20 protein-coding genes are annotated in these 23,207 nt (G+C 71.2%); 8 read left to right on the top strand and 12 right to left on the bottom strand.

The window, feature by feature from the left end; genetic code table 11:
• Positions 1-395: 395 nt before the first annotated feature.
• Genes E0493_RS09295 through E0493_RS09275 form a run of 5 tightly spaced genes read right to left on the bottom strand, consistent with a single transcriptional unit; the run spans position 396 to position 5,707 of the window.
• Positions 396-1,376 (bottom strand): oligopeptide/dipeptide ABC transporter ATP-binding protein, encoded by a 981-nt coding sequence (locus E0493_RS09295; protein WP_160936657.1) that lies wholly within the window; start codon positions 1,374-1,376, stop codon positions 396-398.
• Positions 1,373-2,377, bottom strand: a complete 1,005-nt coding sequence (locus E0493_RS09290) for an ABC transporter ATP-binding protein (RefSeq protein ID WP_160936656.1) — start codon at positions 2,375-2,377, stop codon at positions 1,373-1,375. Before E0493_RS09290 ends, E0493_RS09295 begins: the two co-directional genes overlap by 4 nt.
• Positions 2,374-3,300, bottom strand: coding sequence for an ABC transporter permease (locus E0493_RS09285; RefSeq protein ID WP_160936655.1), 927 nt, complete (start codon positions 3,298-3,300; stop codon positions 2,374-2,376). The genes E0493_RS09290 and E0493_RS09285 overlap by 4 nt, the downstream gene beginning before the upstream one ends.
• The gene (locus E0493_RS09280; RefSeq protein ID WP_160936654.1) at positions 3,266-4,183 is read right to left on the bottom strand and encodes an ABC transporter permease; all 918 of its coding nucleotides are present in this window, start codon (positions 4,181-4,183) and stop codon (positions 3,266-3,268) included. The genes E0493_RS09285 and E0493_RS09280 overlap by 35 nt, the downstream gene beginning before the upstream one ends.
• Before the next feature lie 6 nt (positions 4,184-4,189).
• A complete protein-coding gene (locus E0493_RS09275; RefSeq protein ID WP_160936653.1) occupies positions 4,190-5,707 on the bottom strand; it encodes an ABC transporter substrate-binding protein in 1,518 nt (505 codons plus the stop codon).
• A 99-nt stretch (positions 5,708-5,806) separates the two neighbouring features.
• Between E0493_RS09275 and E0493_RS09270 the strand changes: the two genes are divergently transcribed.
• Positions 5,807-7,222 carry a M20/M25/M40 family metallo-hydrolase gene (locus E0493_RS09270; protein ID WP_160936652.1) on the top strand — a complete coding sequence of 472 codons (1,416 nt, stop codon included), beginning with the start codon at positions 5,807-5,809 and terminating at the stop codon, positions 7,220-7,222.
• Positions 7,223-7,241: 19 nt separating this feature from the next.
• Here the strand turns inward: E0493_RS09270 and E0493_RS09265 are convergent, their stop codons facing one another.
• On the bottom strand, positions 7,242-8,543 hold the full coding sequence (locus tag E0493_RS09265) for an MFS transporter (RefSeq protein ID WP_160936651.1): 1,302 nt from the start codon (positions 8,541-8,543) through the stop codon (positions 7,242-7,244).
• A 157-nt stretch (positions 8,544-8,700) separates the two neighbouring features.
• Between E0493_RS09265 and E0493_RS09260 the strand changes: the two genes are divergently transcribed.
• Positions 8,701-9,603 (top strand): HpcH/HpaI aldolase/citrate lyase family protein, encoded by a 903-nt coding sequence (locus E0493_RS09260; RefSeq protein WP_160936650.1) that lies wholly within the window; start codon positions 8,701-8,703, stop codon positions 9,601-9,603.
• 121 nt (positions 9,604-9,724) lie between these two features.
• On the opposite strand, the gene E0493_RS09255 is transcribed toward E0493_RS09260, so the two are convergent.
• The 3 genes from E0493_RS09255 to E0493_RS09245 are packed head-to-tail and all read right to left on the bottom strand — an operon-like array spanning position 9,725 to position 12,272.
• Positions 9,725-10,747 (bottom strand): Bug family tripartite tricarboxylate transporter substrate binding protein, encoded by a 1,023-nt coding sequence (locus E0493_RS09255; protein ID WP_160936649.1) that lies wholly within the window; start codon positions 10,745-10,747, stop codon positions 9,725-9,727.
• A 47-nt stretch (positions 10,748-10,794) separates the two neighbouring features.
• On the bottom strand, positions 10,795-11,553 hold the full coding sequence (locus E0493_RS09250; protein ID WP_160936648.1) for an SDR family NAD(P)-dependent oxidoreductase: 759 nt from the start codon (positions 11,551-11,553) through the stop codon (positions 10,795-10,797).
• Positions 11,550-12,272 carry a GntR family transcriptional regulator gene (locus E0493_RS09245; RefSeq protein ID WP_160936647.1) on the bottom strand — a complete coding sequence of 241 codons (723 nt, stop codon included), beginning with the start codon at positions 12,270-12,272 and terminating at the stop codon, positions 11,550-11,552. The genes E0493_RS09250 and E0493_RS09245 overlap by 4 nt, the downstream gene beginning before the upstream one ends.
• Positions 12,273-12,369: 97 nt before the next feature.
• Between E0493_RS09245 and E0493_RS09240 the strand changes: the two genes are divergently transcribed.
• A complete protein-coding gene (locus tag E0493_RS09240) occupies positions 12,370-13,413 on the top strand; it encodes a ketopantoate reductase family protein (protein ID WP_235913670.1) in 1,044 nt (347 codons plus the stop codon).
• Between the two features lie 65 nt (positions 13,414-13,478).
• Here the strand turns inward: E0493_RS09240 and E0493_RS09235 are convergent, their stop codons facing one another.
• Entirely contained in the window at positions 13,479-14,534 is a 1,056-nt protein-coding gene (locus tag E0493_RS09235; protein WP_367614479.1) for a Gfo/Idh/MocA family protein, read from the bottom strand.
• Positions 14,535-15,346: 812 nt separating this feature from the next.
• On the opposite strand from E0493_RS09235, the gene E0493_RS09230 reads away from it, so the two are divergent.
• The 3 genes from E0493_RS09230 (at position 15,347) to E0493_RS09220 (ending at position 18,692) form a co-directional block, all read left to right on the top strand.
• Complete coding sequence (locus E0493_RS09230) at positions 15,347-16,429, top strand: isocitrate/isopropylmalate dehydrogenase family protein (protein ID WP_160936646.1); 1,083 nt, start codon at positions 15,347-15,349, stop codon at positions 16,427-16,429.
• Positions 16,430-16,542: 113 nt separating this feature from the next.
• A complete protein-coding gene (locus E0493_RS09225) occupies positions 16,543-17,523 on the top strand; it encodes a Bug family tripartite tricarboxylate transporter substrate binding protein (protein WP_160936645.1) in 981 nt (326 codons plus the stop codon).
• Between the two features lie 8 nt (positions 17,524-17,531).
• A complete protein-coding gene (locus tag E0493_RS09220; RefSeq protein WP_160936644.1) occupies positions 17,532-18,692 on the top strand; it encodes a mandelate racemase/muconate lactonizing enzyme family protein in 1,161 nt (386 codons plus the stop codon).
• Between the two features lie 12 nt (positions 18,693-18,704).
• Here E0493_RS09220 and E0493_RS09215 read toward each other — a convergent pair whose 3' ends face one another.
• Positions 18,705-19,928, bottom strand: a complete 1,224-nt coding sequence (locus tag E0493_RS09215; protein WP_160936643.1) for an MFS transporter — start codon at positions 19,926-19,928, stop codon at positions 18,705-18,707.
• A 103-nt stretch (positions 19,929-20,031) separates the two neighbouring features.
• Entirely contained in the window at positions 20,032-20,952 is a 921-nt protein-coding gene (locus E0493_RS09210) for a LysR family transcriptional regulator (protein WP_160936642.1), read from the bottom strand.
• 132 nt (positions 20,953-21,084) lie between these two features.
• On the opposite strand from E0493_RS09210, the gene E0493_RS09205 reads away from it, so the two are divergent.
• The gene (locus E0493_RS09205; RefSeq protein WP_160936641.1) at positions 21,085-22,158 is read left to right on the top strand and encodes a tartrate dehydrogenase; all 1,074 of its coding nucleotides are present in this window, start codon (positions 21,085-21,087) and stop codon (positions 22,156-22,158) included.
• A gap of 30 nt (positions 22,159-22,188) precedes the next feature.
• A complete protein-coding gene (locus tag E0493_RS09200; RefSeq protein ID WP_160936640.1) occupies positions 22,189-23,169 on the top strand; it encodes a tripartite tricarboxylate transporter substrate-binding protein in 981 nt (326 codons plus the stop codon).
• Positions 23,170-23,207 lie beyond the last annotated feature (38 nt).

Genomic DNA, 23,207 nt, shown 5'->3' with positions numbered 1-23,207 from the left:
ATTCGTGTCCGTGAGGTGCAGACTCTCGGCTTCGGCCGCTTGCGTGGCCGCAAGGGCTTCCATCTGCTCCGGCAGTGCCGCGCCCATGCTCAGAACAATCGAGCATGACCTCCGCCGACGCGAGCCCCTCGGGGTTGCCCCGCAGGACCCTGCCGAGCCTGCAATCCGAACGGGATCAGCGAGCAGACCACTCCCTGCGGAACCGAAGCTGGTGGCGCAGCCCGTTGATGCTGCAAGGGCGAGCCCTGCGGCATCGGCAATCCGGGCACCCCCGTCTGGGGCGCTTGCGCGCATCAGCATGGCCTGCTTGGCGTGGCGGTGGGCGCGCGGGTGGTCCGCAGCTTGGGCGGCGAACTCCATCTCACCTTCGAGGCGACCGGCGGGAAGGGCACTGGCTACAGGGCGGCAACCCTCACTTCGGCCGACAGATGGCAGGCAGCCAGGGTGCCGCCCTCGCGCTGAACGAGCGCCGGAGCCTCGGCACGGCAGCGGTCAAAGGCAAAGGAGCAGCGCGGATTGAAGGCGCAGCCCGGCGGGATGTCCAGCGGATCGGGGAAGGCGGTGCCGAGGCGCATCGCCGGAAGCCCCTGCATCGGGTCGGGCGTCAGCACGGAGGCCAGCAGGGCGCGGGTATAGGGGTGTGTCGGCTCGGTCAGGACCTGCCGGCCCGCACCTTCCTCCACCACCCGGCCGAGATACATCACCGCGACCCGGGCAGCGAGCATCTGCACGACGGCGAGGTTGTGGCTGATGAAAAGATAGGAAAGGTTCAACCGGTCGCGCAGGTCGAGCAGCAGGTTCAGGATCTGCGCCTGCACGGAGACGTCGAGGGCGCTGGTCGGCTCGTCGCAGACCACCAGCGCGGGGCGCAGCACCAGGGCCCGGGCGATGGCGACGCGCTGCCGCTGCCCGCCGGAAAGCTGCGCCGGCAGCGCCCCGGCATGGCGCGGCGCCAGCCCCACCAGGCCCAGCATTTCCTCCACCTTGTCACGCCGCTCGGCGGGTGTGCCGATGCCGTGCACCGCCAGCGGCTGGGTGACGATCTCGGCGATGCTGCGGCGTGGGTTCAGCGAGGAATAAGGGTCCTGGAAGACCGGCTGCACCAGCCGCGAGCGCTCCAGCCGGTGCAGCGCCGCGATTGGACGGCCGGCGACCAGAACCTCGCCCTCACTGGGCGCCTCCAGCCCGAGCACGAGACGGGCGAGGGTGCTCTTCCCGCAGCCGGATTCTCCCACCAGGCCCAGCGCCTCGCCGGCGCCGAGGCGCAGCGAGACGCCGGCCACCGCGGTCAGCGTGCGGCGCGGCGCGAAGAGCCCGCTGCTGACGGAATAGCGCCGTCGCACGTCGCGCAGTTCAAGCAGCGGCGCGGCACTCACGCGGCGCGCTCCAGCATTCCGGGCGGCAGCACGCAGCGCCACATATGTGCATCAGGCCCGTGCCGCGGCGCCACATCGGCGGCGCATTCCGGCCGTGCGAAGGCGCAGCGCGTGCGGAAGGCGCAGCCCTGCACCTCTCCCACCAGGGAGGGAACCATGCCGGGGATGGTGCCGAGCCGCTGGCCCGGCACCATGCGGTCCGGTTGCGGGATGCAATCAATCAGTCCGCGCGTATAGGGGTGGCGCGGGGCGGTGAAGACGGTGCGGGCCGGTCCTTCCTCCACCACCTCGCCGGCATACATCACCGCCACGCGGTCGGCGATGCGGGCAACGACGCCGAGATCGTGCGTCACCAGCATCAGCCCCATGTGCAGTTCGGCCTGAAGCTCGGCGAGAAGCTGGAGGATGCCGAGCTGGATGGTGGCATCCAGCGCCGTGGTGGGCTCGTCGGCCAGCACGAGGTCGGGGCTGCACATCAGTGCCATGGCGATCATCACCCGCTGCCGCAACCCGCCGGAGAGCTGGTGCGGGTACTGCGAGAGACGCCCGGCCGCATTGGCCATGCCGACGCGCTCCAGCAGCGCCACGGCGCGGTCATGCGCGGCGCGGCGGTTGCCTTTGCCATGCCAGGTGAAGATTTCCTCGAGCTGGTTGCCGATGGTCCAGGCCGGATTCAGGCAAGTCATGGGGTCCTGGAAGATCATCGCCATCCGGTCGCCGCGCAGCGCCCGCAGGCGGCGTGCGGGAGCCGCCTGCAAGTCCTCGCCGGCAAGCGCGAGGCGATGGGCGCGACGCTGCGCGCTGGGCGGCAGCAGCCCCATGATCGCCAGCGAGGTCAGCGACTTGCCGCAGCCGGACTCGCCGACGACGCAGAGCGTCTCGCCGCGCCGCACGGCGAGGGAAACGTCGCGGACCGCGTGCAGCACGCCGGCCTCGGTGGGGATATCGACGGAAAGCCCCGAGACTTCGAGCAGCGCCCCGCTCTTGTGCGCCCCGCTCATGCGCGCCCTTCTGGCACGGTGAGGTCGCGGATGCCGTCGCCCAGCAGGTTGATCGCCAGCACCAGGACGCAGATGGCGGCGCCGGGCAACATGATCATCCAGGGCTCGAAGAGCATCACCTCCTTGGCCTCGGAGACCATCAGGCCCCAGGAGGGCAGGGGTGGCTGCACGCCGAGGCCGAGAAAGGAAAGCGCGGCCTCCAGCAGGATGGCCTGTGCCATCTCGTAGCTGGCGATGACGACAAGGCTGGAAAGCACGTTCGGCAGCACCTCCTGCCAGAGAATGCGCGGCACCGAGCAGCCGATGGCCTGCGCCGCCAGGATGTATTCCCGCCCACGCACCTGGTGCGTGGCGCTGCGCATCACCACGGCGAAGCGGTCCCACAGCAGAAAGCCGAGCACCAGCACCACCACCTCCAGCGATCCGCCGAACACCGAGACCACCGCCAGCGCCACCATGATGATCGGCAGGGAAAGGCGGGTGGTGACAAGAAAGGAAACGGCGGTGTCGGTGCGGCCGCCGAAATAGCCGGCCAGCACCCCCATCAGCGTTCCGATCAGGCCCGAGACCACCATGGCGAAGAAGCCGATGAGCAGCGAAATGCGTGCGCCGTAGAGCAGGCGGGAAAGGTAGTCCCGGCCGAGATTGTCCGTGCCGAGGGGATGGGCGGGAACGGCGCGCTCGGCATCCACGAAGTAGGGCGGCAGGAGCCTGTCGTTCAGCGACTGGAAGTAGGGGTCATGCGGGGCGAGCCAGGGCGCCGCCAGCGCGGCCAGCACGATGGCCGCCAGCACCAGCGCGGAGCCAATCAGGCCGATATTGCGCAGCCAGCGCGGGCGCCGCCGGCGCCGCGCGGGGGCAGGGAGGGCGGCCTGCGCCGCCAGCTCCTCACCGGGAGCGGATACGGGGGTCGAGCCAGGCATTGAGCAGGTCGGTCAACAGGGTGAGCACCACGTAGAAAAGCGCGACGACCAGCAGGATGCCCTGCACGACGGGGAAGTCGCGGCGCGAGATGGATTCCCAGGCCAGATAGCCGATGCCCTGGAGGGCGAAGACCGTCTCGATGACAACCGAGCCGGAGAGCATGTTGCCGAACTGCACCGCGGCCAGCGCGACCACCGGCACCACCGCGTTGCGCAGCGCGTGCTTGACCAGCACGACGCGCAGCGGCAGTCCCTTGGCATGGGCGGTGCGGACGTAATCGGCGGCCAGCACGTCCACCATGCCGGCGCGGGTCAGGCGCATCAGCACCGGCGTGGCGTACCAGCCCAGCGCCATGGCGGGCATGATGAAGTTGGCGAAGCTCTCGGTGCCGGAGATCGGCAGCCAGCCCAAAGTCATGCCGAAGAGGAAGACCAGCAGCAGGGCGAACCAGAAATTCGGCATGGCCTGGCCGAGCACGGCAAGCATCAGCGCCAGCCGGTCCAGCCAGGAATTGCGCCAGAGCGCCGCCGCCATGCCGAGCGGAATGGAAAGTCCGAGCGCGATCACCAGGCCGAGGGAGGCGAGGAGCGCGGTGTTCGGCAGCCGGTCGCGGATCAGCGCGCCGACGCTCTCGGGGTAGAACAGCGAACGGCCGAAATCGCCGCGCAGTGCCCGCCAGAGCCAGTCGCCGTATTGCAGGATCAGCGGCCGGTCGAGGCCGAACTGCTGGCGGATGCGCTCCACATCCTCCGCCCGCGCCTCCTGCCCCGCCAGGGTGGTGGCGAGATCACCGGAGAGCCGCAGCAGCATGAAGGCGATGGCCGAGACCGTGAAGGCCACGGCCAACGCCAGCAGGAGCCGCCGCACGGCGAAGCGCAGCATGGCCGGCTATTGCTTCCACCGTGAGTTGAAGAAGCGCGGCACCTCATCGGCGGAGGGCGTGAAGTCGAGCTTCTCGTTCATCGCGTAGGTCAGCGGGAAGGTCCAGAGCGGCACCCAGAAGGCCTGCTCGGTGATTCGGCGGATGGCGGGCGCATAGAGTTCCTGCCGCTTCGCCGGGTCGGTTGCGGCGTCGCCGGCATGCAGGGCCTGCGCCACCACGTCGTCGCGCGCCTGGTCGTCCGGCGTCTTGCCGAAGAAATAGGTGGTGATGGCGGCGACGTCGTAGAGCGAGGTCGAGCCCCAGGAGCCGAAGCCCATCTCCACCTTGCCGGCGCGGGTATCGCCGGAGAAGGTATCGGCCTGCACCCAGTTCAGCCTGGCGCGGATGCCGACGGCGCGCAGGTTGCCGATGATCGCTTCCACCCAGGGCCGCTCGCGATAGGCGGTGATGGTGATGTCGAAGCCGTCGCCATAGCCGGCCTCCGCCAGCAGCGCCTTGGCCTTGGCGGGATCGTAGTCGTACTTGGTGATGCCTTCTTGCGTGCAGCCGAACTGCTCGGGGTGGCAGGGCGTGTTCAGCACCTGCGCGCCTTCGCCGACGAGGTTGCGCACGATGCCGGGCCGATCAATCGCGTGGTTGATGGCGCGTCGCACGCGCAGGTCGGTCAGCGGGTTCTTCTCCCTGCCGGTGCGGCCGGCGGCGTCGAGGCCGATGTAGAAGATGCGGATGGTCTCGCCGCTGACCACACGGATGCCGCGCCGGCCCTTGAGGTTGCGCGCCTGGTCCGGCTGCAGGCGCCAGATCCAGTCCAGCCCGCCGGTCATCAGCTCGGCCATCTGCGTGTTGCGCTCGGGAATGCGGCGGAACACCAGCTTGTCGATGGAGGCGGCTCCCTTGGCGCCGCCGAAATACTTGTCGAAGCGCTCCAGCACGATCTGCCGCCCCGGGCTCAGCTCGGCCACGCGGTAGGGGCCGGTGCCGACCGGCGCGCGTGCCAGCGCCTCCACGCCCTCGGACTTCAGCAGGTCGCCCGGCAGGATCGCGAGGGTGGTCAGGTACTCCTGCCAGGGACCGAAGGGCTTGGCCATCGTCAGCCGCACCGTGCGGTCATCCACGGCCTCGGCACCCTTGAGCCAGGAGATGCGGTTGAAGGCGATGACCTTGTTCGCGGGGTCGAGCATGGCGTTGACGGTCTGCGCCACGTCGTTGGCGTCGATCGTCTCGCCGTTATGCGCAACGACGCCGGGACGCATCTTCAGCTCGATGGTGGTGTCGTCGATCAGCTTGAAGGACTCAGCCAGATGCGGCCTGTATTCGCCGCTGGCCGGGTCACGATAGATTGGCGCATCCCAGGCCAGGTAGCTCAGCACGACGCCTTCGCGGACGTTGTTGTAGTAGGGCAGGATGTTCGCCGGCTCGCTGTCCGAGGCCCAGCGCAGGCTGTTGTCCGCAGGGCCCGCCCTGGCGGCGCCGGTGGCGAGCAGCGTTGCCGCCAGCGCGGCGGCAAGGGTTCCGAATCGCATCTGCAAAACTCCCGACCGTTCAGGCCTTCCCCTCGCGTCAGCTTGGATGCAACCTTTCTTCGGCGCAACCTTCGATCTGCAGGAAAACGGCGGAAAGACATGTCGGGAACAGGGGCAGGAACACGGGACGGCGCGATCGCGCGCGCGCAAGGCTTCTTTGATGGCGGGCGCTATCTCGAATCGCTGCGCCGGCTGGTCGCGGTTCCGACCGAGAGCCAGATGCCGGATTCGGAGCCGGCGTTGCGGCGCTATTGCACCGAGGCGCTGCCGCCGGAGTTCGCCGACCTCGGCTTCGACATCACCGTGCTGGAAGGCACACGCCCCGGGCGTGGTCCGGCCATGCTGGCCACCCGCGTCGAGGATCCCGCCCTGCCGACCGTGCTGGTCTACGGCCACGGCGACGTGGTGCGTGGCCTCGCCGGGCGCTGGCGCGACAACTTCGACCCATGGGCGGTGACGGTGGAAGGCGACCGCTGGTACGGCCGCGGCACGGTGGACAACAAGGGCCAGCACCTGATCGCCATCCAGGCGCTGCGTTCGGTGATCGACGAGCGCGGGCGGCTCGGCTTCAATGCCAAGGTCTTCGTCGAGACCGGCGAGGAGGTGGGCTCGCCCGGCCTGCGCGACATGATGGTCCGCGACCGCGAGAAGCTTGCCGCCGACGTCTTCATCGGCCTCGACGGCCCGCGCGAGACGCAGACCGTGCCGGACCTGAAGCTCGGCGCGCGCGGCATCGTCGCCTTCGACCTGGCGCTGCGGCTGCGCGAGCACGCGCACCACTCCGGCCACTGGGGCGGCGTGCTGGCCGATCCCGGCTTCATCCTGGCGCAGGCGCTCTCCAGCATCGTGGACCGGCGCGGTCGCATCCAGGTGGAGGGCTGGCTGCCGAAGCAGGTGCCGGATTCAGTGCGTCGTGCCTGCCAGGCGCTGCAGTTCCCGCGCATTCCCGGCACGCCCGAGCCGGACCCGGACTGGGGCGAGCCGGGCCTTTCCAAGGCCGAGAAGGTCTTCGCCTGGACCAGCGTGATCGTGCTGGCCGCGATCACCGGCCATCCCGACAACCCGACCAATGCCGTGCAGCCCGAGGCGCGCGCGCGGCTGCAGGTGCGCCACACCGCCGACGTGAAGGGCGCCGACATCATCCCCGCGCTGCGCCGCCACCTGGATGAGCGGGGCTTCGCGGCGATCGGGATCGTGCCGGCCATGGAGGAGGACGTGTTCAGCGCCTCCCGCACCGATCCGGAGCACCCCTGGGTGCAGGCTGTCGCCGCCTCGGTGGAGCGCACCTATGGCCGGGCGCCGAACATCCTGCCCAACTCCTCCGGTTCCAACCCCTCGGAGATCTTCGTGGACGAGCTGGGCACGCCGGTGATCTGGATCCCGAACTCCTATGCCGGCTGCAACCAGCACGGGCCGGACGAGCACGCGCTGGCGCCGCTGCTGCGGGATGGGTTGCGGATCATGGCCGGCATCTGGTGGGACATCGGCGAGGGCAAGGTGCCGCCGAAGGGGTGAGCGGCGCGCGGGCGCCCCGTCAGCCGCGCAGCAGGCGCGGCACCACGCAGAGGCCTGCCGCGGCCGGCAAGGCCGCGATCAGCAGCAGCGGCAGGGTCCAGCCCCAGGCGGCGGCGCCTGCCGCGAAGCTGATCGGCGCCACGAAGTAGCAGAAGAAGACGATCAGCGTGACGCCCGAGGTGGCGTCGCTGATCCGCGCCGCGGGCGCCACCCGGGCCACCTCGGCCAGCGAGATCCCGTTCCAGCTCGCCGCGACGAAGCCGGTGCCGGCGGCGAGCAGCCCGAGCAGCGGCGCCGGCGTGCCGACCGGCGCCAGGGCGAAGAGCGCCGCCAGGCCGGCGCCCGCGAAGGCCTGCACCGCGAGGACAAGGCTCGGCCGCCCGCTGCGGTCGGCCACCCAGCCGAGCACCAGCCGTGCGGTGACGCCGGCCCCCTGCATGACCGCGAAGATCATGCCGGCCTCCGGCAGCGGCAGCCCGTGCTTGCCCACCAGCCAGGTGACCACGAAGGCGAAGAGCGAGCCTTGCAGGCAGGCGAAGGCGCCGCTGAGCAGGGCCAGCGGCATCAGCAGCGGATGCAGCCGCAATGCGGCGAAAGGGGCGGCGAGGTTGCTCCGGCCAAACAGCGCGCCAGGGCCAACCGCGCGGCGCGGGTCGCGCTCGGTGTCCAGCGCGGCGCGCCAGGGCTGCACGGCCGTCGCGACGGCGAGGCCGGCCAGCAGCCCGAGGATGCACACCGCCTCCCAGCCGAGGCGCAGGGCAACCACCGGCCCAGCGAGGCCCGCCAGCGCGGCCCCCAGCGGCGCTCCCGCCTGCTTGACCGAGAAGATCAACGTGCGGTGCTGCGGCGGCGCGGTGGCGGCAAGGATGCGGCTGCCGGCCGGCGGTGTCGGGCCGTAGCCGATGCCGAGCAGGAGCGAGGCGAACAGCAGGACCGGGGGCCAGCCCAGGGCTGCCAGGCCGATCGAGCCGGCGGCCAGCAGCAGGCCGGCTTGCAGCGTCCGTACCGGCCCCAGCCGCGCCAGCACCGGCGCGCCACAGGCGAGGAACAGGGCGGTGCCGAGCGAACCCAGCCCGGCGAGGTAGCCGATGCTTTCGGGCGAGAGGCCGACGGCATCGGTCATGACCGGAGCGACCACCGGCAGGGTCTGGCCCAGCGCGGCGGCGGCGGTCTGCATGGCCAGCGTGACACCGAGCGCAGCCTGCCAGCCCGGCTGCCGCGCGCACACGGGCTGCGCCCGGGCCGGGCTTGCGGCCGCACCCGGAGGAGCGAGGGCAGCCGTCTCGGGGGAGGCGCCTGGCTTCGGCGGTGCGCTCTGCATGAACGGCAGCTTCCCGTGCCCCGGATCGCGCGGCAAGTGCTGCGGCGCGACAATGACGTGGCCGGCGGATGCCGGCCACGATTAGGCGAAGCCGGCCCTGCAAGGCTATCCTGTGGGCGGGCTCCAACGCCCACCACCAGGGGAGAAGCAGTCCGGCATGTCCGCAACCCATCATCCCGCGCCGCTGCCACGCTGGCGATCCCTGCTCTTCGTGCCCGCGCATGTGGAGCGCTTCATCGCCCGTGCGCATGAACGCGGCGCCGACGGCATCATCCTGGACCTTGAGGATGCCGTGCCCGCCGAGCAGAAGCCCGCCGCCCGCGCAGGGCTGGCGCAGGCCGTCGCCGGGATCGGCAGCAACGGCACCGCTGTTCTGGTGCGGGTGAATCGCGGATTGCGCGCGCTGGCCGCCGACCTTGAGGCGGCCGTGGTGCCGGGCCTCGCGGGGCTGGTGCTGCCGAAGGTGGAGGATGGCGGCTTCGTCCGCGAGGTTTCGGCCGCCGTGGCCGAGCTGGAGCTGGAGCGTGGCCTTGCGCCTGGCACGGTGCGGCTGCTGCTGCAGATCGAGACGCCTGCCGCGCTTTTCGCGCTCCCCGCCATCGCGGGGGCCGACCCGCGCACGGTGGCGATGATGCTTGGCCCGGAGGATTTCTGCGCCGCCCTGGGCGCGGTGCCCGGGCCGGCCTCGCTGCTGGGCCCCAATCTTGCCGTGCTGGCGGCTGCGCGCGCGGCCGGGCTGCTGCCCATGGGCTTCGTCGGCAGCATCGGCGAATTCGACGACTTGGCGGCCTTCCGCGCCACCATCGGGGAGGCGCGTCGCCTGGGCTTCCGGGGAGCGCTGGCGGTGCATCCCACGCAGGTGGCCATCATGAACGAGGTCTTCGCCCCCGACGCGGCCGAGGTCGCCTGGGCGCGCCGCGTCATGGCCGGCGATGCGGAGGCGCGGGCCAGCGGGCGCGGCGCCTTCCAGATCGACGGCCGCATGGTGGACCCGCCGGTGGTGCGCCGCGCCGCTGAAATCCTGGCCCTTTCGGGCGAGGCCGCGCCGCCCGCAGCATAAACCCCTCCGGCGGCGTCGGCGAACCTGGCCTTTCCGCTTTCGCCCGCGCGCCGCGCATCCTGCGCGCCCGAAGGGCGGCGGCGCGGGCAGGCCCGAGCCGCCGGCCGGTCGGCCTGCTGCCTCAGCCGGCGCTCGCGCCGGAGGCGTGCACCAGCGGCACCCAGGTGTCGATCTCCTGCTTCACGTACTGGGCGAAGCGCTCCGGCGTCCAGCCGCGCATCGTCGGCGTGCCGAGCGCCTTCAGCTTCGCGTCGATCTCCGGATCCCCGAGCGTGGTGTCGATCGCCGCTGCCATCTTCGCGGTGATCTCGGGCGGCAGGCCCGCCGGGCCGAAGATGCCGTACCAGGAATAGGACTTGTAGTCGGGGATGCCGAGCTCGCTCTGCGCGGGCACATCCGGCAGCAGTGGCGAGCGCTCGGTGCCATTGACGAACAGCACCTTCGCCGTGCCGGCCTCGTGATGGGGCTTCAGCAGGGAGGGGATGTCGTGGGTGAACTGCGTCTCGCCCGCGATCAGCGCGTTGAAGCTCTGCCCGGCGCCGCGATAGGGGATATGCTCCGCCTTGGCGCCGATCTGGCGCAGGAAGTTGGCGCTGGCGATGTGGCCGGTCGAGCCGGAGCCGCTGCTGCCATAGGAATAGCCGTTCGGCTTGGCCTTCAGCGCGGCGACAAACTGCTCGTAGGTCTTCACGTCCCAGCCGCGCTGCGTGATGGCGAAGCTGATCGGGATGAACACCGTGGGAGCGATCGCCGTCAGGTCCTGCACGGGATCATAGGGCAGGTTCGGGTAGAGCCCCTTGGCGATGCCGGTGGAGGAGAGGGTGGCCAGCACGAAGGTGTAGCCGTCCGGTGCCGATTTCGCGACGTAGTCCGTGCCCACCGTGCTGCCGGCGCCCGGCTTGTTCTCGATCACCACCGTCTGGCCCAGCACCTCGCCGAGCTTGGGGCCGAGCAGGCGCATCGTGACGTCGGTGCCGCCGCCGGTGGCGAAGGGCACGATCACCCGCACCGGGCGGTCGGGCCATTTCGCCTGCGCCCGCGCGCCGCGCGGCAGGATCAGGCTCGGGGTGGCCAGCGCCAGCCCGCCGGCGGCGAGGCCGAGGAGGCGGCGCCGGCCTGCGACGGCCAGAGGGGTCTTGCTCATGGAATCTGTCTCCCGGACTGGTGGTTCAGTGGCTCTGAGCAGGCGGATCAGGAGGAGCCGCCATTCACCGGCAGCACCTGGCCCGTGACGAAGTCGGCGAGGTCGGAGGCGAAGAACATCACCGCCTTGGCGATGTCGTCGGCGGTGCCCATGCGGCGCAGGGCGATCCCCTCGATCACGCGCTTCTGGCCGTCCGGGCCGTAGCTGTCCCATTGCGCGGTGGTGCCGGGCGAAACGGGAAAGAGGCCGGGCGCGATGGCGTTGACGGTGACGCCGTGCGGGCCCAACTCCTGCGCCATCTGGCGTGTCAGCCCGATCACCGCGTGCTTGGCGCTGGTATAGGCGGGGATGCCGGTGCGCGAGGGCTTCAGCCCGGCGCCGGAACTGATGTTGACGATCCGCCCGCGCCCGGCGCGCTTCATCCCCGGCGCCGCGGCGCGGGTGGCGGCGAAGGCGGCGTCGAGGTTGACGCGCAGGATGGCGTCCCAGTCCTCGAACGGGGTTTCCTCGATGGGGTGGTGCTTGCGGCCGAGCACGCCGCCGGCATTGTTCACCAGCACCCCGACCGGCCCGCCGGTCTCCTGCTCGATGCCGGCGATCCATGCGGCGATGGCGGCGCGGTCCGTCAGGTCCATCACATGCTGGGCGATGCCGGGAAGGCTCGCGGTCTCCGCCAGGCCCTTGGAGTCAAGGTCGGTGGCGAAGACGCGGGCGCCGTGCCGCGCAAAGCGCTGCGCGGTGGCCCGGCCGAAGCCGGTGGCGGCGCCGGTGATGGCGACGGTGGTGCCGGTGAAGTCGAGGCTCACGGGATCAATCCTCTTTCCATGGCGTTGCGGCGGCCACCCCGGACCATGGCGGCGCCTCTGGCGCGCTCGGCCAGGACCAGCAGGGCCAACTCGGCCGAGGCCTCGATGTGCCGGATGCAGGCGGCCTCGGCCGCGGCTGCGTCGCGCGCCACCACGGCGGCCGCGATGGCGCGCAGTTCAGCCACGCTGCGCTCGGCGCGCCCAGGCCAGCGGGTGGAGGTGAAGCGAAAGAAGGCGAGCCGGTTCTGGACGCCAAGCATCGCCTGCCGCAACGCCTCGTTGCGCGCGCCGGCGTTCAGCGCCGCATAGAAGGCGCCATTCGCTTCCAGGATGCCGAGCATGCTGCCGGCTTGCCGCGCGTGCTCCATCTGGTCCACCGCCGCATGCAGCGCCGCCGCATGGCGCGCATCGCCCCGCAGCACGCAGAGCCGCCCCGCTTGCCCCTCCAGCATGGCACGCAACTCATAGAGGTCACGTGCCTCGCCCTCGGAAAGCACGGCCACCACGGGGCCGCGATGCGGAACGGTGCTGATGAGCCCTTCGGATTCGAGCTGCCGCACGGCTTCCCGCACGGTGGTGCGGCCCACCCCCGCAAGCTCGCAGAGGCTGCGCTCGGTCAGTCGCTGGCCCGGCTTGAGCTCGCCCACGAGGATGGCATTGCGCAGAATGTCCTCGGCCACCCGTCGCGCGGTCAAAGGTGTCGGCGCGGCGTCGTTCATCAGCCTGAGCCTGGCAGAAATCATCACGCTTCGTCAACATGATTGACAGACAATTGGGGTGCGTCAAGTCTGCCAATCCTGGACTCGATCAACGGGCATGACGAAAGGGCAGGGCATGGCGGAACCGGTGGTGATCTGGGGCGCAGGGGCGATCGGCGGCACGATCGGCGCCTACCTGGCGCGGGCAGGGCATGAGGTGCTGTTCGTGGACATCGTTCCCGAGCATGTGGAAGCCATCAAGGCGGGCCGCCTGGCGATCGAGGGGCCGGTGGACAGCTTCACCACCGGCGGCGACGCGGTCACGCCGGAGCGGATGAGCGGCAAGCACAAACGCATCCTGCTGGCGGTCAAGGCGCACCACACCGAGGCGGCGACGCGGGCGCTCGCGCCCTTCCTGGCCGAGGACGGCATGGTCGTCTCCTGCCAGAACGGGCTGAACGAGCTGGTCATCGCCGACATCGTCGGGCGGCCGCGCACCGTCGGCGCCTTTGTCAACTTCGGCGCCGACTACCTGGAGCCCGGCCGCATCCTGTTCGGCAACCGCAGCGCCGTGGTGGTGGGCGAGCTGGACGGGGCGCGCACGCCGCGCGTCCTCGCCCTGCACGAGCAGCTCAAGGTGTTCGAGCCCGAGGCGGTGCTGACGGACAACATCTTCGGCTATCTCTGGGGCAAGGCAGGTTACGGCGCCATCCTGAAAGCCTCGGCGCTGGACAACCAGTCCATCGCCGACTTCATCGCCAACCCCGCGCGGCATGGGCTGATCGTCGCGCTGGTGCGGGAGATCCTGGCGGTGGCGGCGGCGGAGCAGGTCAAGGTGTTCGGCTTCAGCGGCTTCGACCCTGAAGGCTTCGCGCGGGGCGACGCGGCCGCCATTGCCGCCTCGATGCAGCGGATGGAGGCTTTCAACCGGGCTTCGGCCAAGTCGCACAGTGGCATCTGGCGCGACCTCGCGGTGCGCAAGCGGCAGACCGACGTGGCGGCGCAGCTCGCCCCGGTGCGCGCCGCGGCCCGCCGGCACGGCCTCCGAACGCCGATCGCCGACCGGCTGGTGGAACTGATTGGCGAGGTGGAGGCCGGCGCACGCGCCATCGGCCCGGAAAGCGCCGACGCACTCAGCGCCACGGTCCGGCAGGCGGCGTGATGCCTGTTGGCCTGACCGGCACGCGCGGCCTGTGCCGCAGCCGATAATGGCGCCGCGGCAACGCTTCAGCGCCGCCCTGCCGCCTTCACCCAGGGCGGCAGAGACTGCCCTTCGGCCAGGGCCTGTGCGGTCAGCGCCAGTTCCATCGCGCCGAAGCTGCGTGCCTGCGGCATGGCGCGCTCGGTGCGGTCGCGCATGTCGGCGGCGAAAAGGGGACCGAATGGCAAGGAGGCCTGCCGGCAGTCGATGTGGCGCACGCCCTCCCGGTTCAACAGGAAGAGGTGGTCGCCGCCCGGCCGCCCGGCGGGATCGAAGTACTTGCGCAGCTCGATGGAGCCCTCGGTGCCAAGAATGGTCAGCCGTCCGTCACCCCAGACCGGCATGGCATCGGGCGTGTACCAGTCCACCCGCGCATAGCCCGTGACCGCGCCGGCGCGCAGATGCATGTCCCCGAAGTCGTGGAAACCGGGATGCGAGGGCAGGGCGTGGTTGCCCACGGTGGCGGAGAGCACCTCACCCTCCACGGCATCGGCGAAGAAAAGGAACTGCTCCGCCTGGTGGCTGGCGATGTCCACGAGGATGCCGCCGTTGCGCTCGGGCCGGAAGAACCAATCCGGCCTGCCGGCGGCACGGATCCGGTGCGGACCGAGGCCGACCAGATTGACCACCTTGCCGATGGCCCCGGCCGCGACCAGCTCGGCGGCGCGCACCGTCGCGCGCTGCGCCAGATGCTCCGAGAAGAAGATGGCGTGCCTCCGGCCGGTCTCCGCCTGCACCTGCCGCACCGCCTGCAGCTCATCGAAGGAGACAACGCCGGGCTTGTCGACCAGCACATCCTTGCCATGCCGCATCGCCGCGATGGCGATGGCGGCACGGTCGCCGGGGATGGCGGCGCTGACGATCAGCGCCACATCCTCCGCCTCCAGCAACTGCCGCGCTTCGCCGACCCGCGGCACCTCGGGGTGGACGGCGGCGAAGGTGGCGGCGAGATCGGCCTCCGCCGCGTAGAAGCCGCGACAAATGCCGCCCGCCTCCACCATGCACCGCATCAGATCATGCACATGATCGTGGTTGATGCCGAGGACGCCGAAGCCGAAAGGTGGCAGAACCCTGTCAGCCACGGCCGAGGATCTCCGCGGCTTCCGCGATGGGCGGCTTGGCGCCATCGGCAGCGCGCGGGCGGCCGGATCCGGTCTGCTCGTCCCCCCGGCGAAGGCGCGGCGTGCACGGGCGTGCACAGGCGCTGAACTGCGGCGAGGGCCGGAGATATCGCCCCGCGGACGTGTTGGCGCTGGCGACAGGCGGCATGGCTGGTGGCCCATCAGCGGGTTGCGATCCGGGCAGTCCATCGCCGCGAGGCCGCGCGCGCCACCTGGTCGCCGGCCTGCGCCTGTTCCGTTCGAGTGGTGTCTGGTGTGGACGGGGCAATGCTGGTCTCCTTCAGCGCCGGCGCGCCGGCCGGCGGCGCCTGGGCTCGCCAGGGGAGGTCTGGCGAGGCTTGCGGGTCTGGCGAGGCTTGCAGGCATGGCGGAGCGGCGCTGCGGCGGCGGCTTCCATGAACGAACCCTTCCGGCGCCTTGTTGGCCTAGATGCCGGCCATCTGGTGTCCTGGCGTGGGACGGCATGGCGACTGTCGTTACGCTAGGAACCGGAGCATTTTGCTGTCAAGCGGCATGCCGCGGACCAGCGCCGGCCTTGGGTGGTTCGCCTACGCAGCGCCGGTGCTGCGGGCGGTCACGCAGGGGTGAAAGCGTCATTGCGCCGCAGCATCCGCTTCGGGGCATGGCTGCCGCTGCAGGAGAAAAAAGGCGCGCGGCGTGTTCCGCCCACCTCTGGCTTTCATGGAGCAAACGCATGCGACGGCTCGCGGCCAGCCTCTCGACACCTGCGAAGGTCAGCGTGTAGCGCTATGGTCTGCTCGGGGAGAACCGCCATGACGCGCAACGCACTTCACCTTGTCGTCCTGCCAGGCGACGGCATCGGGCCGGAAATCACCGCAGCGACCGTGGCGGTGTTGGAAACGGCATCGGACCGCTTCGGGCTGGGCTTGAGGCTGGAGCACGAGCTCGCCGGGCATGCGAGCCTGGCACGCCATGGCACCACCCTGCGTCCGGAACTCCTCGACAAGGTTCTCGCGGCGGACGGGCTGGTGCTCGGCCCGATGGCCACCGCCGACTACGCGGACGGGAGCAGGGGGGGCATCAACCCTTCCATGTTCTTCCGCAAGAAGCTGGACCTCTTCGCGAACATCCGGCCGGCCCGCACCTATCCCGGCGTCCGTCACCCCGCCGTGGAACCCTTCGACCTCGTGGTGGTGCGCGAGAACACCGAGGGCTTCTATGCCGACCGCAACATGGAGGCCGGCAACGCGGAGATGCTGGTGACGCCCGACGTCTGCATCTCGCTCCGCCGCATCACCCGCTCCTGCTGCGCGCGCATCGCCCGCGCCGCCTTCCGCCTGGCGGCGGCGCGGCGCGGCAAGGTGCACGCCGTGCACAAGGCCAATGTGCTGCGGCTCGGAGACGGCATGTTTCTCGAGGAATGCCGCAAGGTCGCCGCCGATTTCCCCGGCGTGACGCTGGACGAATACATCGTTGACGCCATGACGGCGCATCTGGTGCGTGCTCCCGGCAAGTTCGACGTGATCGTCACCACCAACATGTTTGGCGACATCCTCTCCGACCTCACCGCTGAGCTTTCCGGCAGCATTGGCCTGGGCGGCTCGATCAACGCGGGCGAGCGCCATGCCATGGCGCAGGCGGCGCATGGCTCGGCGCCCGACATCGCAGGGCAGGACCGTGCCAACCCCTTCTCGCTAATCCTTTCCGCCGCGCAGCTGCTGGAATGGCAGGCCGAGCGCCTCGGCAGCCCGGCCTTCGCCGAGGCCAGCCGCGCCATCGAGGGCGCGGTCGCGGAGGCCGTTGCCGCTGGCGAGGCGACGCCCGATGTCGGGGGGCGCCTTGGCACGGCCGCGACCGGGCAGGCACTGGTGGCGCGGCTTCGCGCCGCCCGCTGAGCCGCCGCGGCGTGGGTGACGCCGGAGGGGCGGAGAAAGTTCCGGATGCGGCTCTATTGCCGGGGGTGGCGGAGGCGGCCCAAACTCCCGCAAAACATCCGGAGGACTCCATCATGACCGGCCGCCGCCGCCTGCTGCAGCTTGCCATGGCCGCCTTGTTGCCGTTCGCCCCGCGCCGCGCGCGGGCCGCCGAGCCCTGGCCCACGCGCCCGGTCCGGCTGATCCTCCCCGACGCGCCGGGCAGCGGCAACGACACCACGGCGCGGCTGATCGCGCCCGCGCTGGAAGCCGCGCTTGGTCAGCCTTTCGTCGTGGAGAACCGTGGCGGCGCGGGCGGCCGGATCGGCGTCGAGGCCGCCTACAACGCGGCGCCCGACGGCTACAGCTTCCTGCTTGGCAACGCGGGGTCCAACGGCATCAACGCCGCCATCTACCAGGATCTGCCCTACGACCTGACCAGTGCCTTCGAGCCGGTCTCGCTCCTGGTGCAGGGCCCCAACGTGCTGGTGGTGAATACCCGGGTGCTGCCCGTCAACGACCTTTCGGCACTGGTTGCCCTGGTGAGGACCAGGCCGGGGCGGCTGAACTACGCCTCCGGCGGCGTCGGCTCCTCGGCGCATATGTCCATGGAGCTGTTCAAGTCGGCGGCGAATCTCGACATCGTCCATGTGCCCTATCGCGGCACGCCCGCCATGGCGCAATCGGTGATCGGCGGCGACACGGCGCTGATGTTCGCCAATCTCGTCAACGTCATGCCCTATATCCAGCGCGGCGAACTGAAGCCGCTGGCGGTCACCTCGCTCACCCGTACGCCCGAGCTGCCCGATGTGCCCACCGTCGCCGAGACGCTGCCGGGCTTCGAGACGCTGGCCTGGAACGGCATCCTGGCCCCGCGCGGAACCCCCGCGCCGATCCGCGAGCGCCTGCAGGCCGCGTTGGCCGGCCTGAAGAAAGCGCCGATGATCCAGGACCGCGTGCGGCTGATGGGTGGCGAACTGGTGGCTTCCACCCCGGAGGAGTTCGCCGCGCGGATCAATGCCGACATCGCCAAGTGGAAAGCGCTGGCCGCCCAGGCCGGCATCCGCGCGGAGTGAGCGGGGCCATGCGCGTCCACGCGCTCGACTTCCTCGGCGTGCAGGTCACGCCCAAAACCAACTGGTGCTTTCTGCTGGTGCGCACGGAAGCCGGGCTGACCGGCATCGGCGAGTGCACGCTGGCAAACCAGGAGCCGCTCCTGGCCGCCGAGGCGGCACGGCTGGCCGCGCGCGTGACGGGGCAGGACGCGCTGGCGCGCAACCGCCTTTGCCAGGTGCTGCCGCACGCCCCGGGGGGGCTGGTGGCGCAGACCGTGCAGAGCGCCTTCGAGGCCGCGCTCTGGGACATCGCGGGCCAGCAGCAGGGCGCGCCGGTCCACCGGCTGCTGGGTGGCGCGCTGCGCGAGCGCGTCACGCTCTACGCCAACATCAACCGTGGCGCGCAGCCGCGCACGCCACAAGGCTTCGCCGCCGCCGCCCGCCGCGCCGTGGCGGAGGGTTTCACGGCGGTGAAGCTCGCCCCCTTCGAGCCGATGGTCTGGCAGGACGCGGGCGACGACACCGCCGGCCAGCGCGCCGCCTATGCCGAGGGGCTGGACCGCATCGCCGCCGTGCGGGAAGCGGTGGGCGCCTCGGTGGACGTGATGGTGGACGCGCATTGGCGCTTCTCCCCCGGCGGCGCGGCCTCCCTGCTGCGCGACCTGGCGCCGCTCGGCCTCTACTGGCTGGAATGCCCGGTGGCCGAGGCCAATGCCCCCGAGATCCGCCGGCTGCGCGGCATGGCCAACGACCGCGGCATGCGGCTGGCCGGCGCCGAGACGCTCTGCGGCCTCGGCGCCTACCGGGCGATGATCGAGCAGGGCTGCTACGACGTGCTGATGCCCGACATCAAGCATGCCGGCGGCCATGAGGAGATCCGCCGCATCGCGGCCCTGGCGCTGACCGCGGGGGTGGAGATCGCGCCCCACAATCCGACCGGCCCGGTCTGCCACGCGCATTCCCTGCATCTCTGCGCCACCCTGCCGAACTTCCTGCGGCTGGAGGTGCAGTTCGGCGAGACGGAGCGCTTCTTCACCCTGGTCGCGGGTGGCGAGCGGCTGGCCTTTCGCGAAGGCGCCGCCCTTGTGCCGGACCTGCCTGGGCTGGGGGTCGCGCTGCGCGAGACGGAGGCGGGCGAAACCCCCTGGCAGCCAATGCCGCGCCCCTGGCTGGACCCTCGGCTGGGCTGAAGCGGCTGGCGCTCAGATGGCGCGCCACCAGCGGCGCGCCAGCCAGAGCGCCAGCAGCCCCTCGGCGCCGGAGAACGCCACGGCGTAGTGCGCCCCGATCGCATCCGCCAGCAGGCCGAGATGGATGAAGCCGATCGGCCCGACGCCGATGCAGACGGAGAGCAGGCCGAGCACGCGGCTGCGCATCTCCGGCGGCGTGGCGAGAAAGACCAGCGTGGTCTGCATGATGCTGAAGCCCGAGCCGCCCAGTCCCGCCAGCAGCAGCGCCAGGCCGGAAGGGAAGACATGCGGCAGCAGCGCGAAGAGCGCCATCAGCGCGCTGTAGGAGGCGACACCGCCGACATAAAGCCGCGCATAGCGCTCCGGCCGCGCCAGCCAGGCGATGAGGAGCGCGCCGAAGAAGGCGCCGACGCCATCCATGCTGGCCAGGAAGCCGACGCCTTCCGCTCCCAGCAGCAGCCGGTCCTGCCCGATGACCGGGACCATGCTCGTCGTCGGCCAGGCGAAGATGTTGTAGATCAGCGTGACGATCATGACGCCGGTCAGCCGCTTGTCGCCGAGCACCAGCGTGACGCCGGCGGCGACGCGGCTCAGCAGGCCTTCGCCGGAGGGCGCCTGCGCCTCGTTGCGGTAGGCCAGGCGCAGCGTCGCGCCGATCGCCACGAGATAGAACAGCGCGCTGAGCAGGAAGGGGCCCTGGATGCCCGTTGTCGCCAGCAGCAGCCCGCCCAGCGTCGGGCCGAGCATGCGGCTGGCATTGTTGGTGCCGACATCCACCGACATGGCGGCGCTCATCCGCCCGGCGCCCACCACCTGCCCGAGCATCATGCGGCGCACGGGGTTGTCCGCCGCCCAGCTGATGCCGTTGATGAAACTGGCCACCGCGAGGTGCCAGACCTGCAGCACCCCCGCCATCGCCAGCAGCCCCAGGGTCAGCGAGGTGGCAAAAGAGGCGAGCACGATCAGCAGCAGCGCGGTCCGCCGCTCCATCCGCTCCGCCCAGGCGCCGAGAAAGGCGCCGAGCAGCGCCATGGGCACAAGGCGCAGCAGCATCATGGTGGCGACAAGCAGGGCCGAGCCGCGCTCCTGATAGACGAAGACGGCGACGGCGATGGTCTCGATCCAGCGGACACCGAAGATCACCAGGCCGACGATCCAGAGGCGCCGGAAATCCGGTTCGGCGAAAACGGTCAGCAACGGCACGCCGCGCGTCGGCGCGGCTGCGGCATCAGACACCTTGGCGTTTCCTCTCCTGCCGCGCAGGTGGCGGCTTCTCCGGCCATCCTGTCGGCGCGGGCAGTCAATGCAAGGCCCCTCGTGCCGGAATCCGCGTGCCCGGTCAGCCGGCGGCCTGACGGGGCGGGGGGGCGGCACCCGCCTCCAGCGCGGCGAGGAACAGCGTCCGGGCGGCGCAGGCGGAGCCTTCCTCCCAGGCTACGCCCAGCCCCCACTCCGGCAGGTCCAGCCCTTCCGGCAGCTCGACCGGCCGGAACACCACCCCCGGCACGCGCATCCGCGCCGCCCATTCCGGCAGCAGGGCCACACCGATGCCGGCGGCGACGAGGTTGACAATCGTCTGCTTCTCCTCGGCCTCCTGCACCACGCGTGGCGCCAGCCCGAGCCCGGCGAAGAGCCGCACCACCCCGTCATGGCTGTGTGGCCGGGTGCGGCGCGGCGGCAGGATCAGCGGCAGCCCGGCCAACTCGGTGAGGCGCAGGCGGCGGCGCCTGGCAAGCGGGTGGCGCCGCGGCAGGGCGGCCACCGGCCGTTCCTGCAGCAGCAAGCGGAAGGCGAGGCCGGGTTCCGGCGTCTGCGGCGGCCGGATGAAGCCGAGGTCGAGCCGGCCGCCGTGCAGCATCGGCACGATCTCGGCCGACTTCGCCTCCACCAGCCGCACGGCGATTTCCGGCTGCGCCGCGCGGAAGCGGGCCAGCAGGTCAGGCAGCAGGCCGGCGGCGGCGCTGTCGATGGCGCCGATCCGCAGGCTGCCACCCGGCGCCTGCGCCACGGCCCGCACCTTGCGGGCGGCCAGGGCGGTCCGGTCCAGGATGGCGCGGGCCTCCTCGGCCAGCAAGGCGCCGGCCGGGGTGGTCGCCACCTGCCGGGTGGTGCGGCGCAGCAGGGGCGTGCCCAGTTCCTCCTCCAGCAACCGGACCTGCCGCCCAAGCGCGGTGGGGAGCATGTTCAGCCTTGCGGCGGCGCGGCCAAAATGCAGCGCCTCCGCCACCGCGAGGAAGCACCGGAGCTGCTTCAGGTCCATTCCGCGGCCCTCCCGGCGGGAGCATAGCCGCGCCAGCCCTGATTATCGCCTTTTTTTGCACAATCTTTCGGATGCGGCGGCGGCGGCCGGCTGGGCCTAGCCTGGATGGCAAACCGCAGGAGAGAACCGCCCATGCGCGAATACAGCATCGCCGCCATCCCGGCCGACGGCATCGGTCCCGAGGTCATCGCCGCGGGCCTGCAGGCGCTCGCCGCCCTGGAGCGGCGCATGGGCAGCTTCCGGCTGCATGTCGAGACCTTCCCCTGGGGCTCGGACTACTACCGGCAGCACGGCGTGATGATGCCCGCCGACGGGCTCGCCACCCTCAAGAAGTTCGACGCCATCTATTTCGGCGCCGTCGGCGCGCCGGATGTGCCGGACCATGTCACGCTCTGGGGCCTGCGCCTGCCGATCTGCCAGGGCTTCGACCAGTACGCCAATGTCCGCCCCACCAAGATCCTGCCCGGCGTCACCCCGCCGCTGCGCGACTGCGGCCCGGGCGACCTCGACTGGGTGATCGTGCGCGAGAACTCCGAGGGCGAGTATGCCGGCCATGGCGGCCGCGCGCATCGTGGCCTCCCGGAGGAGGTGGCGACCGAGGTGGCCATCTTCACCCGCGTCGGCGTCACGCGGATCATGCGCTACGCCTTCCGCCTGGCGCAGGCCCGTCCGCGCAAGCTCCTCACCGTGGTCACCAAGTCCAACGCCCAGCGCTTCGGCATGGTGATGTGGGACGAGATCGCCGAGGAGGTCTCCCGGGAATTCTCCGACGTCACCTGGGACAAGATGCTGGTGGACGCCATGACCATGCGCATGGTGCTGAAGCCGCAGAGCCTGGACACCATCGTCGCCACCAACCTGCACGCCGACATCCTCTCCGATCTCGCCGCCGCCCTGGCCGGCTCGCTCGGCGTCGCGCCCACCGGCAATGTGGACCCGGAGCGGCGCTTCCCCTCCATGTTCGAGCCGATCCACGGCTCCGCCTTCGACATCACGGGGAAGGGCATCGCCAACCCCATCGCCACCTTCTGGACCGGCGCGCAGATGCTGGAGCACCTGGGCGAGCCGGAGGCCGCCGCGCGGCTGATGCGGGCGGTCGAGCGCGTCACCGGCGCCGGCGTCCTGACGCCAGACCTCGGCGGCAAGGCCACGACGAAGCAGGTGACGGAGGCGGTCTGCGACGCCATCCACAGCGCCAACGTCTGAGCCGAACGAACCACAACAAAGGAAACGTCCATGCTGCAACGACGCACGCTGCTCGCCGCAGGCTCCGCCCTGCTGGCCATTCCCGCCCTGCGCTCCGCCCGGGCGGCGGGCTTCCCCGACCATGCCGTCACCATCACCGTGCCCTTCGCCGCCGGCGGCCCGACCGACGTGGTCAGCCGCCTGGTGGCCGAGGGCATGTCGAAGAACCTCGGCCAGCCCGTGGTGGTGGAAAACATCACCGGTGCCGGCGGCACCATCGCCGCCGCGCGCGTCGCCCAGGCGCGGCCGGACGGATACACGCTGCTGATGCACCACATCGGCCATGCCAGCACGGCCACGCTCTACCGCAAGCTGCCCTACGACGTGCAGGAGAGCTTCGCCCCGCTCGGCCTGGTCTCGGACGCGGCGATGACGGTCGTGGCGCGTCCCGACTTTCCCGCCGCCGACCTGCAGGGCGTGCTGGCCGCCATCCAGGAGAAGGGCGATGCGCTGACGCTCGCGCATTCCGGCCTCGGCGGCGCCAACCAGCTCTGCGGCATGCTGCTGCAGCGCACGGCAGGCAAGGCGCTGACCAGCGTGGTGTTCCGCGGCAGCGCCCCCGCCATCACCGACCTGATGGCCGGCCGCATCGACCTGTTCTGCGACCAGGCGACCAACACGGTGGGCTTCATCCGCGACGGCCGCATCAAGGCCTATGCGGTGACGCTGCCGGAGCGCGTGCCCGGCCTCGATCTCCCGACCACCGCCGAGGCCGGCGCGCCGCAGTTCGCCATGAGCACCTGGCATGGCCTCTACGCCCCGCGCGGCACGCCCCCGGAGGTGCAGGAGCGGCTTTCCGCCGCCATCCGCGCCGCCCTGCGCGAGGAGCGGCTGCTGGCCCGCTTCGGCGAGCTGGTGACGGCCCCGGCCAGCCAGGAGCGCGCCACCCCGGCCTACCACGCGCGCTTCCTGGCGGAGGAGGTGGCGCGCTGGCGGCCGATCATCCAGGACGCCGGGCAATACGCGGACTGAGCCGGGCAGGGCGGCAGCGGGCCCGCGCCCGCTGCCGC

Origin of the sequence: Teichococcus coralli (assembly GCF_009829925.1) — a bacterium.
Classification (GTDB): domain Bacteria; phylum Pseudomonadota; class Alphaproteobacteria; order Acetobacterales; family Acetobacteraceae; genus Pseudoroseomonas; species Pseudoroseomonas coralli.
This window is presented reverse-complemented; position numbering and strand designations above follow the sequence as displayed.

Excerpts from the sequence above, each read along its gene's own strand:
- E0493_RS09290 (WP_160936656.1), bottom strand. The coding sequence starts at position 2,377 with ATGAGCGGGGCGCACAAGAGCGGGGCGCTGCTCGAAGTCTCGGGGCTT.
- E0493_RS09285 (WP_160936655.1), bottom strand. The coding sequence starts at position 3,300 with ATGCCTGGCTCGACCCCCGTATCCGCTCCCGGTGAGGAGCTGGCGGCG.
- E0493_RS09280 (WP_160936654.1), bottom strand. The coding sequence starts at position 4,183 with ATGCTGCGCTTCGCCGTGCGGCGGCTCCTGCTGGCGTTGGCCGTGGCC.
- E0493_RS09275 (WP_160936653.1), bottom strand. The coding sequence starts at position 5,707 with ATGCGATTCGGAACCCTTGCCGCCGCGCTGGCGGCAACGCTGCTCGCC.
- E0493_RS09270 (WP_160936652.1), top strand. The coding sequence starts at position 5,807 with ATGTCGGGAACAGGGGCAGGAACACGGGACGGCGCGATCGCGCGCGCG.
- E0493_RS09265 (WP_160936651.1), bottom strand. The coding sequence starts at position 8,543 with ATGCAGAGCGCACCGCCGAAGCCAGGCGCCTCCCCCGAGACGGCTGCC.
- E0493_RS09260 (WP_160936650.1), top strand. The coding sequence starts at position 8,701 with ATGTCCGCAACCCATCATCCCGCGCCGCTGCCACGCTGGCGATCCCTG.
- E0493_RS09255 (WP_160936649.1), bottom strand. The coding sequence starts at position 10,747 with ATGAGCAAGACCCCTCTGGCCGTCGCAGGCCGGCGCCGCCTCCTCGGC.
- E0493_RS09245 (WP_160936647.1), bottom strand. The coding sequence starts at position 12,272 with ATGAACGACGCCGCGCCGACACCTTTGACCGCGCGACGGGTGGCCGAG.
- E0493_RS09240 (WP_235913670.1), top strand. The coding sequence starts at position 12,370 with ATGACGAAAGGGCAGGGCATGGCGGAACCGGTGGTGATCTGGGGCGCA.
- E0493_RS09230 (WP_160936646.1), top strand. The coding sequence starts at position 15,347 with ATGACGCGCAACGCACTTCACCTTGTCGTCCTGCCAGGCGACGGCATC.
- E0493_RS09225 (WP_160936645.1), top strand. The coding sequence starts at position 16,543 with ATGACCGGCCGCCGCCGCCTGCTGCAGCTTGCCATGGCCGCCTTGTTG.
- E0493_RS09220 (WP_160936644.1), top strand. The coding sequence starts at position 17,532 with ATGCGCGTCCACGCGCTCGACTTCCTCGGCGTGCAGGTCACGCCCAAA.
- E0493_RS09210 (WP_160936642.1), bottom strand. The coding sequence starts at position 20,952 with ATGGACCTGAAGCAGCTCCGGTGCTTCCTCGCGGTGGCGGAGGCGCTG.
- E0493_RS09205 (WP_160936641.1), top strand. The coding sequence starts at position 21,085 with ATGCGCGAATACAGCATCGCCGCCATCCCGGCCGACGGCATCGGTCCC.
- E0493_RS09200 (WP_160936640.1), top strand. The coding sequence starts at position 22,189 with ATGCTGCAACGACGCACGCTGCTCGCCGCAGGCTCCGCCCTGCTGGCC.